We start from the raw sequence: 14,828 nt of genomic DNA, 5'->3' as shown, positions 1-14,828 counted from the left end.
AAAGTAGTCTAACGAATAGGAAAGCTTTCGTTAAGTGAGTTGTTTTGAGAAACAAATAAGTCGATTGGCTTCGATAAAACCGTGGGATAAATGAAACTTCAAACTTTTCGTATTCTCAATTTCGCAATCACTCGCAAATTCAGTGCAATGGTTGTTTTTGGCCCAAGTTTGACAAGCCGTTAATAATTCACTTGCAATTCCTTGCTGACGATAACGTTCTCTCACGTAAATTCCTTCTAAATAACCAACAGGCGAGGAACTCGTTCCTTCTACATAATCATAGCGCAGTTGGCACTGGGGAAAAGCAATCGGTTGATTTTCTGTAAAAGCTAGGAAGAACGCGACGTTTGGCTTTGTGATCGCTTCTTGTATTTCTTTTTTAAACGCATCGACGGTGTGGTTAGGCCAAAGTTCTTGAGCCAAGGTTGCTAGGGAGGAAACGTCAGCCAGTTGTCCGTGTCTAATCATTGGTTGTCTCTTTTTGTCGTTCAAATGTTTCGCTAAAAATGCGATGAATCTCAGGATGGCTTCTTCTGAGTTGGAGTAAACGGTTGGTTTCTTTATCTAAGAAGCAATGTTTGCTCGTTCCAGTCGTCAATAAATTTTCGGTTGTTTGGTTGTAAATGTGATAAGAAAATTCAAGACGAGTCCCCGTATAGTGATCGATGGTGACCTCAATCCGCACTTGATCTTCGTAACGAATCATTTCTTTATAGTCACAAGTGACCGCTAAAACAGGAATAATAATCCCTGCTTCTTCAATTTTATAATAAGGAACATCTAAAAAAGTCAGCCAATCGACTCGGGCTTCTTCAAACCACCGAATATAATTCGAATGATGAATAATTCCCATCTGATCGGTTTCATAGTAGTGTGGTTGGCGTAAATAACCAGTGTAATTCATACAATCACTCCGTTGTTGTTTTCTTTTAGTGTACGTTTTTGTGGTCAGAGAGGCAAGGGAAAATCCTTCGAATGAAAAAAGAATCGAATGGCGAATCGACGAGATCTTTTTTTCATTCATTCGTCACAATGGCTTATTCCGTTTTTTCATAATCATAAGACTAGTAATCTAGAAGTACTAAAGATAAATAAAAAACGCTTACTTTTTATCGGTATTGTGTTAAAATCAAGGAGAATGATATTGTATTTTTTTCTTTCAACGTAAAATCGATTTAAATTTACGTTGTATCATCTTGAGTAAGAAACACTCTGAAAAATCAAAGGGAATATGATCGTGAGTGTGTGTGAAAGAATCACTGACAAATGCTCCTGTTGCTAAATGCGAACAAAATGGAGGGAAATGTTATGGAACTAAAAGATTATGGGAAAGAACCACTCGCTTTCAATATTGAAGAAGCGACCTTACAAAACAAGGATTATCGGACAACGCTTTGGACGGGCGATCATTTTCAAATTACGCTCATGAGTATTCCAGCTGGTGGTGGTGATATTGGGATGGAAATCCATCCTCATGTGGATCAGTTTTTACGTTTAGAAGCAGGCCGAGGAAAAGTAGAAATGGGCAAAGACAAGGATGTCATTACCGTAAGTCAAATTGTCGAAGCAGATGATGCGATTATTATTCCGGCTAATACTTGGCACAATGTCACAAATATTGGCGATGAACCAATGAAACTCTATTCGATTTATTCACCAGCAAATCATCCCTTTGATACTCATGAAGAGACAAAAGAAGCAGCAATGGAATTAGAAAAAGAATAGAGAATGTGTAAAGGTAAGGTGGTCATCCGATTTTTGGATGGCGTGTACGCAAACAAACATTTCACGTAAAAGCGATGGCCCTTGTCATCGCTTTTATGCGTTGTGATCACAAATTCGTTAAGACTCGTTAGCATTTGAAATTTTGTCATCAGCCTCTTTTTGAAGAGGAAGGCAGCGAGTGGTGTGTTTGATTAAGAAAAATATCGGAAAAACAATTATTTTACCTGCAATAGATTGTCGAATCAATCGGATCACGAACAGTCTTGCTCGTTGACTACGCTAGCTGGAGAGGGAATCGATAGCTTGAATGGGAACTTTGACAACTGCTAGACAGGCGCTTGACTTTCATGGAAATTTCTTGTAATGTATAACTACTATTAAAGAAAAGTCTGTGAAGGATCGAGTAAGTAATTTTTTCACTTTTTAGAGAGAATGACCGAGGCTGAGAGTCATTTAAGGAGAAAATACGGGAAAGACAATCTGGAGATGAGAGGAAGAAAAGCCTCTACGTGCACGAGCGTTAATCGTTTGAGGAAAGTTTGGTTTAGTGTTTAAGACAAACTTTCAAATTTAGGTGGTACCACGTGAAATGTTAACGTCCTTGTGTAGACAAGGGCGTTTTTTGTTGTTTTTTTATTGAAGGAGGAAAAAAAGATGAGTTATCAACGACCAAAAGGGACAAATGATATTTTGCCAGGAGAAGTTGAGAAATGGCAATTTATTGAGGAAACGGCACGTTTATTATTTAACGATTATCAGTACCAAGAAATCCGTACGCCAATGTTTGAGCACATTGAAGTGATTACGCGCAGTGTGGGCGGTACGAGTGATATCGTAACAAAAGAAATGTATGACTTTTATGATAAAGGAGAACGTCATATTACCTTACGCCCAGAAGGTACGGCTCCAGTTGTGCGTTCATTTGTTGAAAATAAATTATTTGGCCCAGAATATACGAAACCGTATAAAGTCTACTACACCGGTCCGATGTTTCGCTATGAGCGTCCGCAAAAAGGCCGTTTAAGACAGTTTCATCAAATTGGGGTAGAAGCGTTTGGATCAGAAAATCCAGCGACAGACGTTGAAACAATGATGATGGCGATGGACTTTTTTGAACAACTAGGTATGAAGCAATTCCATTTAGTGATCAACTCATTAGGAGATTTGGAAACGCGTCAAAACTATCGTCAAGCATTAATTGATTATTTAACACCGCATCAAGAAAAATTAAGCGAAGATTCACAACGTCGCTTGAATGAAAATCCTTTACGAGTTCTAGATAGTAAAGACAAAGGCGATAAAGCAGTGGTGGCAAATGCACCCTCGATTTTAGATTACTTAAGCGAGCCTGCTAAAAAGCACTTTGATGAAGTGGTTGCGATGTTGGATGCACTTGAGGTGCCTTATCAGATTGATCACAACATGGTTCGTGGGTTGGATTATTACACGCATACGATTTTTGAAATTATGAGTGACGCTAAAGGAATGGGTGCACAAAACACCATCTGTGCTGGCGGTCGTTACAATCAGTTAGTCGCAGAACTTGGTGGACCGGAAACGCCAGGTTTTGGTTTTGCGTTAGGAATTGAGCGAGTATTACTTGTCTTAGAAGCAGAAGCCGTTTTGATTCCAACAGGAAATCCGCTGGATGCCTATGTTGTGAACCTAGGGGAAGCCGTTAATATTGAAGCATTAAAACTTGTTCAAAGTATCCGTCACGCGGGATTTTCAGCAGATCGTGACGTGTTAAATCGAAAAGCCAAAGGGCAATTTAAAACAGCCGATAAATTAAACGCAACGCTGGTCTTAACCATCGGCGAAAGTGAATTAGAAGCGGGTATGGTCAACGTTAAAGCGATGGCAACTCGTAAAGAAATTCAAGTTCCATTAACAGAAATTTATACGAATTTCTCAGCAGTCTATGATGAATTAACGAAAGAAGAGGATAAATAAGATGGCAAAAAGAACAGTCTATAATGGTCTAGTAAACAAAGAGTATTTAGAACAAGAAGTCACGTTAAAAGGATGGGTTCAAAAGCGTCGGGATTTAGGAGGCGTCATTTTTATCGATTTACGTGACCGCGAAGGCATCGTCCAAGTGGTATTTAATCCAGAACTTTCAAAAGAAGCCTGGGAAATTGCGGATACGTGTCGTAGTGAATACGTGATTGAAATTCACGGAAAAGTGATTGCACGCGCACCAGAAGCGGTTAACCCGAAAATGAAAACCGGTGAATTTGAAGTGATGGCCGATCAAATTACGATTTTAAGTAAAGCGAAAACGCCTGCTTTCCCAATCGAAGATGAGGCGAACGTTGGCGATGAATCTAGAATGAAATATCGTTACCTTGATTTACGTCGTCCAAAAATGACCCAAAACATTATGATGCGGACGAAAACAACGCGTGCGATTCGTGAATATTTAGATAGTCAAGATTACTTAGATATTGAGACGCCTTATTTAGCAAAATCAACACCAGAAGGCGCGCGCGACTATTTAGTGCCATCGCGTGTGCATCCAGGACATTTTTACGCGTTACCGCAATCACCACAAATTTTTAAACAATTATTAATGAATGCTGGATTTGATCGTTATTATCAAATCGTTCGTTGCTTCCGTGATGAAGATTTAAGGGGCGATCGTCAGCCAGAATTTACCCAAATCGATATTGAAACGACGTTCTTATCTGCCGAAGAAATTCAAACCATGACAGAAGAGTTGTTAGTCAAAGTCATGAAAGACGTCAAAGGCTTAGATATTCAAGCGCCGTTCCCTCGTCTTTCTTGGCAAGATGCGATGAATCGTTATGGTAGTGATAAACCAGACACTCGTTTCGACTTAGAACTGATTGATTTATCAGAAACAGTCAAAGACGTTGACTTTAAAGTCTTCCAAACGGCATTAGCCAATGGTGGTGTTGTGAAAGCTTTAAATGCTAAAGGAGCAGCAGCGAACTACTCACGTAAAGACATGGATAATTTTGGGACTTTTGTTAGTCAATATGGTGCAAAAGGTTTAGCATGGTTAAAAGTCGAAGAAGATGGCTTAAAAGGTCCAATTGCGAAATTCTTAGTTGAAGCAACGGAAAATATTATCGCAGCGACTAACGCTGAAGTCGGTGACTTACTTATGTTTGGAGCGGATAGTTTTGAGGTTGTCTCAGCAGCACTGGGTGCATTGCGTTCACGTTTAGGAAAAGAATTAGGCTTAATCGATGACAGTCAATTTAACTTTGTTTGGGTAGTGGATTGGCCACAATTTGAATATGATGCAGAAGCGAATCGCTATGTTTCTGCGCATCATCCATTTACCTTGCCACAAGCAGATGATGTTGCATTACTCGCAACAGACCCAAGTAAAGTTCATGCCCAAGCGTACGATGTTGTCTTAAACGGGTACGAATTAGGCGGCGGCTCATTACGGATTCATACACGTGAACTCCAAGAGCAAATGTTTGAAACACTCGGGTTCTCACACCGCGAAATGCAAAATCAATTTGGTTTCTTATTAGAAGCGTTGGACTTTGGTTTCCCTCCACACGGCGGTATTGCACTTGGATTAGACCGTCTTGTGATGTTGTTAGCTGGAGAAGATAATATTCGTGAAGTTATTGCCTTTCCTAAGAATGGTCGTGCAGTTGATCCAATGTCTGCGGCACCAAGCACGGTTGCCCCATTGCAATTATTTGAATTAGGCATCGATGTTACAGTCGTAAACGAAGACTAAAAAGATAAACAATTGGTTAAGACAAGAGTAGAATCTCACGTCTAGCCAATTGTTTATTTCTTTTTTTATAAAACTGCGTATAATGAGAAACGTAAAGGAATACATAAAAAAAGCGAGGCTCCCTAAGTCCATGGATAAGTTCTGGAAATATTTACCCCATTCAAACTATGCAACAAAAATTTCGACATCAATTGTTTACGCGATTACGGCATCGGCCGCAGTCAATTTCTTTTATGAACCTGGAAATATTTATTCCAGTGGGGTCACAGGGATTGCGCAAATTATTGGCACGTTAGCGCAGAGTGCTTTTGGAATAAAAATTCCAGTTGCACTTGCGTTATTGTTATTAAATCTTCCGTTATTTATTTTGGGTTGGTTTAAAATTAGCCCTAAGTTTACGATTTTCACTGGGATTACCGTACTCTTAACCTCTGTTTTTATGCAAATAATTCCAGTTCAAGTCTTATCGACCGATCCCATTATTAATGCGATTTTTGGTGGTGTCGTCATGGGTGCCGGTGGAGGCTACGCATTACGCAATGGTCTTTCTTCGGGAGGCTTAGATTTTATCACGATTGCGATACGGAAAAAAACCGGAAAAACGATTGGTTCGTTATCGATTATTTTTAACTCATTCATTCTACTTGCAGCCGGACTGCTTTTTGGTTGGCAATATGCTTTTTATAGTGCCTTAGCGATTTTTGTGAGTGGAAAAGTCATGGATGCCGTCTTTACAAAGCAAAAGAAAATGCAAGTAACGATTGTGACGTCTTGTGCCGACGAAGTCATTCACGGTATTCATGGCAAAATGCGTCGCGGGATCACTATCATTAATGGCGCAGAAGGGGCGTTTCGCTACGATCGTCAAAAAGTATTGATTACCGTGGTGACACGTTACGAATTGCCATTATTAAAACAAATTATGAGGGAAACAGACCCGCATGCCTTTGTCAGTATTGCAGATAATGTACAGATTCTAGGGCGTTTTTATGAAGAAGATTTATAGATCTTTGAAGAAAAAAATGGCTAAGAAAGCTGTCTTAACTTTTTACAAAAGATACGAAAAGGAAGCTGTATTTTTACCATTTCTATGGCATGATAAGAGTAGATTTTATGAATATGAGGGAAAGTAGATGGAAAACAAACAACAGCATAAACGGCGGTACATTAGTGGCTTAGATGGTTTACGATCGTTAGCAGTGATTGGCGTGATTTTTTATCATCTGATGCCAGAAAATATGCGTGGCGGGTATTTGGGTGTACCTGTTTTTTTTGTGATATCGGGTTACTTGATTACAGATGGCTTACGCCAAGAGTGGCAAATAAATGAAAAAATTCAGTTTAAACAATTTTACTTACGGCGCATACGGCGGTTGTATCCTGCTTTAGTCACGTTACTCATTGTTTCGGCCGCATACATCACGCTTTTTCAACGCAACTTATTAAATAATTTAAAAGGGATTGTGTTCAGTAGTTTATTTTATGTAAACAATTGGTGGCAAATTCGGCAAGGCTATTCTTACTTTGATCGTTTTGGGAATGAATCCCCCTTTACGCATCTGTGGTCACTAGCCGTTGAGGGACAAAATTATCTGATTTGGCCCATTATCTGCTTCCTTTTATTGAAATTTGTCAAAAACAAGTCCACTATCATAAAAATTATTTTTGGTGGAACACTTATTTCAGCACTTATGATGGTCCTGCTCTTTCAACCAGGTAGTGATCCAACCCGTGTCTATTACGGAACAGATACGCGTCTTTTTTCGCTTTGGCTAGGTTCATTATTAGCCTTCGTATGGCCGACCGCCCAATTACGAAGTCAAATTCCAAAAGAAGCAAAGAAAGTATTGAATCTATCAGGTGGCGTAAGTTTAGTCCTCCTGGCACTTGGTTTTTTCTTCCTTGATGCGCGCTATTCCTTTATTTATTATGGTGGTTTCTATCTGATTAGTTTACTCGCTTGTGTGATGGTTGCGGTGACTGCCCACCCTGGAGCGAACTGGAACCGCTGGCTAACCAACCCTCTTTTTACTTATATTGGGAAACGTAGCTATAGTCTGTACCTCTATCAATTTCCGGTCATGATTTTTTATGAAGCGAAAGTAAAAAATATCGCCGATCATCGCTGGTTGCATACCGTGATTGAATTAGTCATCATCTTTTTACTCAGTGAATGGTCTTATCGCTTTGTTGAAAAACCAGGGCGTGAGTGGACATTCAAAGGGATGCTACGCAAGTTAAAAGAGACTGTAAAGATGAGAGGATTCACGGCTCAAGCAGTCAAACAGTGGGGGATTTTATTAGTCGTGCTGATTAGTTTGATTGGCTTAATCATCGCGCCGACGAATACACTGACTGCGGAACAAGAAGCCTTTCAACAAAAAATCGAAGAAAATCAAAAGATAGCGGAAGAAACGAAAAGTCAAACAAATCAACCAAACGAAGCAATCGACACAACCGAAACTTCTGGAGAAATACCTGAAAATATTGCGACCTTAATGACGCGCTATCAATTGACAGAAGAACAAGTCAGACAAGGACAACAGTTAGAGTTAACGGCTTTTGGTGATTCGGTGATGTTAGGTGCCACTTCAAACTTACAAGAAGTCTTTCCGAGCGTCGTGGTTGATGCGGTCATCGGACGCCAGTTATATAATAGTCTTGAGGAAATCAAACAACTAAAAAAAGAAGGCTTATTAAAAAAGAATGTTCTTCTAGGATTAGGCTCAAATGGATTAGCAACCGAAGCACAATTTGATGATTTAATGACAGAGATTGGTGATCGTCAGGTTTATCTCATTAATACCCGTGTCCCAACACAACGATGGCAAAATGAAGTCAATGCCCTCTTTGACCAAATGGCGACGAAATATGAGAATATTACTTTAATTAATTGGTATCAAGCGAGTGACGGACAACCAGATTGGTTCCGTGAAGACCAAGTGCATCCGAGCGAACAGGGACTCATTGAATATACAGGCCTTATCGCTAGAAATGTATTGCTGCCTTAAGAGTGTAGAGTCACTTAAAAAACAGTAAAAGGAAGATTTTCCTTTTGCTGTTTTTTTTTTGGTTGGATTACTTTTAGTGTGGGAGACTGATATTTACAGCATTCTTTAATATTTTTTTGGAGATAATAAAAAAAATAGAGGAAAATGAAAAAAACTATTGAAATGTAATTGTTTTCAAGGTATGATATGTCCGTAAACGCGCGTTCACGAAAAATGTCAATAGAAAATAAAGAGCTATATTTTTTTACATCTCTATAAACACGCGTTTATGGATATGTAAAAATAAATAACGTAAATAGTTATAGCAGTAGATTTTCGTTATTAAGGAGAAGAATATGCAAAAGTATCATTTAGGAATAGATATCGGAGGAACTTTTATTAAATACGCACTGATTGATGATCATTATCGCATCTTTCAAAAATGGAAAGTGAAAGCGGTAAATATGGAATCTTCCGAACAATTCTATGATTATATTTGTTCAAATATTAAACATATTGAGCAGATAGAGAAGGTCGGGGTAAGTGCTCCTGGATTGATTGATCAAATTTCGACTGTAAAGTCATATGCTGCTCCGAATGTGTCCATCATGTATGGAACAAATATTAATGACGAAATCGGTAAAAGGATTAATAGAAAAGTACAATCCATTAATGATGCGAAAGCGGCAGGACTTTGTGAATTTACTTTAGGCAATGCAAAAGGCTGTCAATCGTCAGCATTTTTAATCATCGGAACGGGGACTGGCGGATGTATCTGTGATGAAAATGGGGTGATTTATGGGAAAGATGGCTACGCAGCTGAATTTCATAATATTCCATTTTTTAATCAAGATTCTAATCAATCCCTTAAAAAAATGGGCGACTATACGTCAATTACGGGTCTTTTAAATTTATATAATGAGAATAGTCCTGTCAGTGATCAACTTAATTTAGGTTCTGACGTCTGTAAAAAGTATCTTGGTGGAAATGCAATTGCCCAAAAATCAGTCCAACAATGGATTCAAAATATCACGACTCAATTAATCGCGATGACGGTATTTTATAATCCTGAAGTTATCTGTATCGGTGGTGGCATTTCAGAAGAAGACTGGTTTATTAACATGTTACAGGTGCAGTACAAGAAAATGTGTCAAGAGTACTTTGAATTGGATTTTATTACGACCGCGATTAAAAGATGCAAATACAATAATGACGCTAATATTCTAGGAGCAGTGATTAAAGCTAGAAGTTAAAGAAAAGTGAAAGACGAAAGTTCATAAGTAAAAATCATATTATTTGAAGGAGAGATTGCAGTGATTTACGAAAAAACAGCCAAATTCCGTGATGATTTTCTATGGGGATCGGCATCAGCAGCCTATCAAGTAGAAGGTGCTTGGGATAAAGATGGAAAAGGAGAAAGCGTGTGGGACGTTTACACAAGAATTCCTGGAACAACATTTAAAGAAACAGATGGTAAAGTGGCAGTCGATCATTACCATCGATACAAAGAGGATGTCGCGTTGATGGCTGAAATGGGATTAAAAGCGTATCGTTTCTCAATTGCTTGGACTCGTATTTATCCAGACGGAAAAACAGAACTAAATGAAGCAGGGCTAGAATTTTACGAGCAATTAATTGATGAACTAATTGCCCATAATATTACACCTGTTGTCACGCTTTATCATTGGGATTTACCGCAACATTTACAAGATCTTTATGGTGGATGGGAATCAAGAGAGATTATTGAAGACTTTAATCGCTATTGTGTTACTTTATTCAAACGTTTTGGTGATAAAGTCAAGCATTGGGTATCTTTGAATGAACAAAATATTTTTATGACATTGGGGTATGTAACCGCGATGCATCCACCTGCAGTAAAAAGTCACAAACGAATGCTACAAGCCAATCATATTGCAAATGTAGCCAATGCGACGGTCATTGAATCATTTAAGCAATATGTTCCTGACGGGATGATTGGACCAAGTTTTGCCTATGGACCTGTCTATCCTTATAGTTGTGATCCACAAGATATCTTATCTGCTGAAAATGCGGAAGACTTGAACAACCACTGGTGGTTAGATGTGTATTGCAAAGGGGAATATCCGACATTTGCATTCAAGTATTATGAAAGACTAGGAATTGCTCCGGTTATTGAAGAAGGCGATCTTGAGTTGTTAGCAAGAGCGAAACCAGATTTTATTGGAATCAATTATTATCAAACAGGAACGGTTGCATCTAATCCAATTGATGGGGTTGGCCCGAGTGAAGGGATGAATAATACCGGTAAAAAAGGGACGGCGAAAGAAAATGGTCTGCCTGGTGTCTTTAAGAACGTGAAGAACCCGAACTTGGAAACGACGAATTGGGATTGGGCCATTGATCCTACAGGTCTAAGAGTAGGTTTAAGAAGATTAACAAGTCGCTATAACTTACCCATTCTGATTACAGAAAATGGACTTGGTGAATTTGATCAATTGGAAGAAAACGACGTGGTAAATGATTCTCATCGAATTGATTATCTGAGCGCTCATGTATTAGCTTGTAAAGAAGCAGTGACAGATGGTGTCGATCTTTTAGGTTATTGTACATGGTCATTTACAGATTTACTTAGTTGGTTAAATGGCTATCAAAAGCGTTATGGATTTGTATACGTAGATCGAGAAGAAAATGATGAAAAAGAGCTTAGAAGAATCAAAAAGAATAGCTTTTATTGGTATCAAAATGTAATCGAGAGTAATGGTGAAGATTTATAAAAAAGTAATGGTCGAACAAAGAGAAAAAGGAGAGAATAATCATGAAAAAAATTTTACTAGTGTGTTCAGCAGGAATGTCAACGAGCTTATTGGTCACCAAAATGCGAGAAGCTGCGAAAGAAAAAGGAGTGGAAGTGCAAATCGATGCGCTTTCTGTCTCTGAAGCCAGTACAGCTGTGGATCATGTTGACATTGTGCTATTAGGCCCTCAAGTTCGTTTTCAAAAACCAACTGTAGAAAAACTTGTCAAAGGTAGAATCCCAGTAGAAGTAATGGATATGCGCTTATACGGGATGATGAATGGAAAAGCCATTTTAGAAGAAGCTTTACAAAAAATAAATTAAGAAAAGAGGATGGAACATGAGTTTTATGGACAAATTTCAAAATATTATTGAACGTTTATTAGTACCGATTGCTTCGAAATTGAATGCACAACGACATGTATGTGCGGTAAGAGATGCCTTTATTTTATCTTTCCCCCTAACAATGGCGGGATCATTAATGGTCTTGTTAAATAATGTTTTCTTATCAGCTGATGGTTTTATGTTTAAATTATTGCAATTTGATAAGCTGTTTCCTGGGATTGTTCAATTTCAAGCTGTTTTTGCACCGGTTGTAAAGGGTTCTGCAGATATTTTCTCGATTTTAATTGTCTTCTTAATTGCGCGAAACTTAGCGAAATTATTAGATGGTGATGATTTACTGACAGGCTTAACGGCGGTTTCCGTCTATTTCATTATTTATCCTGATTATTTCAACAACGAAGGAATCAACTACATCACTACACAATATACAGGTGCTCAAGGTCTTTTCGTTGCTATTTTAGTGGGACTGTTAGTCGGCGAATTAATGTCACGTCTGTCACAGTCTGACAAGTTAGAAATCAAAATGCCAGAACAAGTTCCTCCGGCAGTTGCACGCTCATTTAAAGTATTAATTCCAATTATTATTACAACAGTCTTCTTCTCAGTTCTTAACTACTTTGTAAAAATGGTTGCACCGGGTGGATTACACGAATTAATTTATAGTATTATCCAAACACCACTGACAAAAATGAGTCAAAGCTTGTTCTCAGTTTTAATCTTATCCTTATTATCTCAATCACTTTGGGCAATGGGGATTCACGGACCAAATACAATTGCTGCGATTAGAGATACCATGTTCTCTGAAGCAGGGAATGCCAATCTTTTACACTTTGCTGAAACTGGAAGTACGTGGGGAGCGCCATATCCGATCACTTATAGTGGTCTCGTAACAGCTTTTTCAGAGTATGGTGGTTCAGGCGCTACCCTAGGATTAATTATTGCGATGTTGATTTTCTCGAAAAACAAAGAATCAAAGAGTATTGCGAAACTTTCTTTAGCACCTGGTTTATTTAACATTAATGAAATGATTATCTTTGGTTTACCGATTGTATTGAATCCAATTTATATCATTCCATTTATTATCACGCCATTAGTCACAACCTTGATTGGTTATACGGCAGTGATGATACTTAAAATAATGCCACCGGTTACAATCGGTATTCCATGGACAACACCAGGACCGTTAATGCCTTTCTTAGGTACAGGTGGTAGTATCACTGCCTTATTTGTTGGGTTTCTTTGTTTAGCAGTCAGTGTCATCATTTACTCACCATTTGTGATTGCAGCGAATAAAGCAGCTAGATTAGAAAATGAAGCTTAATTTAGTAAAGTAAAAAGAATAGAATAGGGGTTAAAAATAATGGATGGAATGGAATTAATTTCGTTTAATATCATTAGTAACGTAGGGATGGCAAAATCTTTGGCGATTGAATCATTAAGAGATGCAAGAGAAGGAAACTATGCTGAAGCTGAAAAAAAGCTTGAAGAGGCAAATACTTATCTCGTGAACGGACACCATGAACATAAAAATTTAATTCAGTTAGAGGCGTCAGGGGATAAAGTAGAATTCTCATTATTATTGATGCACGCCGAAGATCAAATGATGGCAACCGAAACAATCAAAATTTTGATTGAGGAAATGATTGCAATGTTTAAACAACTAAATAAGCCATCATTGGTATAAGCTGGTAATAAAGCATGTTTGTTAATTGACGTAAAACACCCAAGATCATAAAATCTATGGGTGTTTTATTTTGGATAATGATTGAAAAAACCGAAAGAATCAGATATGGTTACAATGAGAACGCGAGTTTATGATTGGGGGGAGAAGACAAGATGAATAGCACAGAAATTGCCAAATTGGCAGGTGTTTCAAGAAGTACCGTGTCACGTGTGATTAATAATTATTCAAACGTTCCAGCAGAAACAAGAGAAAAAGTCCTAAAAGTTATTAAAGAATATGATTACGTCCCACATGCATCGGCAAGAATGCTAGCAGGAAGTCAAAATAAAGTGATTGGTTTATTCATTATTGATTTTAATAGCGAGGAAGATAGCTTAAAAAATAGAATAACGAAGAGCCCTTATTATTTAGAATTCACCAGTTCAGTTATTGAACGGTCAAGTGAATTAGATTATTTGGTTTTGGTTCAAATTATCCACTCAATTGAAGGATATGAAAAAATTGAAGAGTGTTTTTATAATAAGACGATTTCTGGTGGTATTTTTATTGGACAAAATGATAATGATGAAACGATCAAAAGAATCATTCATAAAGGTTATAAAGTCGTATTGGTCGATCAATCGATACGGCCTGATGTTCAAGCCTACAATCAGTGTATTATTGTCAATGCGGATAATTACAATGGTGCATACGAAGCAACTAACTATTTAGTAGAACAAAATCATCGCCAAATTGCCCATATTACTGGTGGATCGGTGAAGTTTTCTGCGAAGGCTAGAATGGAAGGTTATAAAAAAGCACTCGAAAATGCAGGGATAGCAGTCAATAGTGAGCTAATTATCCAAAGTGAATTTGTCGAAAAAGCTGGGTATGAAGCTGCAAAAAGACTGCTAGGGGGAGAACAGCCTTTTTCAGCTATTTTTGCAAGTAATGATAAGATTGCTTTTGGAGCGATCAAAGCGATTAATGAAGAGGGACTAAAGGTTCCAGAAGATATTTCGGTAGTAGGATTTGATGATATTGAGTCGGCTAAATATTTTCATCCACCTCTTACTTCTGTAAAAATGGAATTGGTCAATATGGCTGATTTAGCTACGAAATTAATTATCGAAGCTATTGAAGAAGACCTTACGCCTTCGATTAATGTCGTGCCCGTAACATTAATCGAAAGAAAAAGTTGTGCCCCGTTAACATCATTTTTGAGCCATTCCGAATCATAATAAAGCGTAGCAAAGAACACAATAGTTTATGTGTCCTTGCTACGCTTTATATTTTTTTCCGACGGGCAAAGTCAACGAAACGAAATTTATCGAATTTGCGGGCGAGAAAACCCACTATTTTAATGGTGGGATGATAGTCCGTAGACGTACTGTAAGAATGTAGAGAAACTTGCATTTAGAGGCCATACAAACACTCGTATTGTCCAATGAAGAAACTGAATTACTGGGAACTCGTAAAGCTAACGAAACGACAACGTAGGGATATCAAATCCAAGCGTGAACGTGGTGAAAACAGAAAAAATTCGTTAGATGGCATAAGCTTAAATCCTAAGTGTTCACATAATCGAAAATCAGCAGCCAAGCC

At 38.1% G+C, this 14,828-nt stretch carries 13 protein-coding genes and 1 other annotated feature; of the genes, 11 read left to right on the top strand and 2 right to left on the bottom strand.

Going from position 1 to position 14,828, the window contains the following annotated elements; genetic code table 11:
- Positions 1–30 precede the first annotated feature (30 nt).
- Positions 31–468 carry an aminoglycoside 6'-N-acetyltransferase gene (aac(6'), locus tag IGI68_RS02945; protein ID WP_438730362.1) on the bottom strand — a complete coding sequence of 146 codons (438 nt, stop codon included), beginning with the start codon at positions 466–468 and terminating at the stop codon, positions 31–33.
- Positions 461–904: an acyl-CoA thioesterase gene (locus IGI68_RS02940; protein ID WP_071873901.1), complete on the bottom strand. Its 444-nt coding sequence runs from the start codon at positions 902–904 to the stop codon at positions 461–463. Before IGI68_RS02940 ends, aac(6') begins: the two co-directional genes overlap by 8 nt.
- Positions 905–1,308: 404 nt before the next feature.
- On the opposite strand from IGI68_RS02940, the gene IGI68_RS02935 reads away from it, so the two are divergent.
- The 11 genes from IGI68_RS02935 (at position 1,309) to IGI68_RS02885 (ending at position 14,464) form a co-directional block, all read left to right on the top strand.
- Positions 1,309–1,725, top strand: a complete 417-nt coding sequence (locus IGI68_RS02935; RefSeq protein WP_438730359.1) for a cupin domain-containing protein — start codon at positions 1,309–1,311, stop codon at positions 1,723–1,725.
- Between the two features lie 382 nt (positions 1,726–2,107).
- Positions 2,108–2,331 (top strand) — a binding site (T-box leader).
- 48 nt (positions 2,332–2,379) lie between these two features.
- On the top strand, positions 2,380–3,678 hold the full coding sequence (gene hisS, locus IGI68_RS02930) for a histidine--tRNA ligase (RefSeq protein ID WP_438730356.1): 1,299 nt from the start codon (positions 2,380–2,382) through the stop codon (positions 3,676–3,678).
- Position 3,679: 1 nt separating this feature from the next.
- Complete coding sequence (gene aspS / locus IGI68_RS02925) at positions 3,680–5,452, top strand: aspartate--tRNA ligase (protein WP_438730353.1); 1,773 nt, start codon at positions 3,680–3,682, stop codon at positions 5,450–5,452.
- 130 nt (positions 5,453–5,582) lie between these two features.
- Positions 5,583–6,458, top strand: coding sequence for a YitT family protein (locus IGI68_RS02920; protein ID WP_438730350.1), 876 nt, complete (start codon positions 5,583–5,585; stop codon positions 6,456–6,458).
- 127 nt (positions 6,459–6,585) lie between these two features.
- Positions 6,586–8,463, top strand: a complete 1,878-nt coding sequence (locus tag IGI68_RS02915) for an acyltransferase family protein (protein WP_438730347.1) — start codon at positions 6,586–6,588, stop codon at positions 8,461–8,463.
- A 335-nt stretch (positions 8,464–8,798) separates the two neighbouring features.
- Positions 8,799–9,695, top strand: coding sequence for an ROK family protein (locus tag IGI68_RS02910; RefSeq protein ID WP_438730344.1), 897 nt, complete (start codon positions 8,799–8,801; stop codon positions 9,693–9,695).
- Positions 9,696–9,755: 60 nt separating this feature from the next.
- The gene (locus tag IGI68_RS02905; protein WP_438730341.1) at positions 9,756–11,195 is read left to right on the top strand and encodes a glycoside hydrolase family 1 protein; all 1,440 of its coding nucleotides are present in this window, start codon (positions 9,756–9,758) and stop codon (positions 11,193–11,195) included.
- A 41-nt stretch (positions 11,196–11,236) separates the two neighbouring features.
- Positions 11,237–11,539, top strand: coding sequence for a PTS sugar transporter subunit IIB (locus IGI68_RS02900; protein ID WP_071873894.1), 303 nt, complete (start codon positions 11,237–11,239; stop codon positions 11,537–11,539).
- A 16-nt stretch (positions 11,540–11,555) separates the two neighbouring features.
- Positions 11,556–12,881, top strand: coding sequence for a PTS sugar transporter subunit IIC (locus IGI68_RS02895; RefSeq protein WP_438730337.1), 1,326 nt, complete (start codon positions 11,556–11,558; stop codon positions 12,879–12,881).
- Positions 12,882–12,920: 39 nt separating this feature from the next.
- Positions 12,921–13,244, top strand: coding sequence for a PTS lactose/cellobiose transporter subunit IIA (locus IGI68_RS02890; RefSeq protein ID WP_071873892.1), 324 nt, complete (start codon positions 12,921–12,923; stop codon positions 13,242–13,244).
- 152 nt (positions 13,245–13,396) lie between these two features.
- Positions 13,397–14,464 (top strand): LacI family DNA-binding transcriptional regulator, encoded by a 1,068-nt coding sequence (locus tag IGI68_RS02885; RefSeq protein WP_071873891.1) that lies wholly within the window; start codon positions 13,397–13,399, stop codon positions 14,462–14,464.
- The last annotated feature ends 364 nt before the right edge of the window (positions 14,465–14,828 follow it).

This window comes from Enterococcus sp. DIV1314a (assembly GCF_051713805.1).
In the GTDB taxonomy this organism is placed as follows: domain Bacteria; phylum Bacillota; class Bacilli; order Lactobacillales; family Enterococcaceae; genus Enterococcus_I; species Enterococcus_I aquimarinus.
This window is presented reverse-complemented; position numbering and strand designations above follow the sequence as displayed.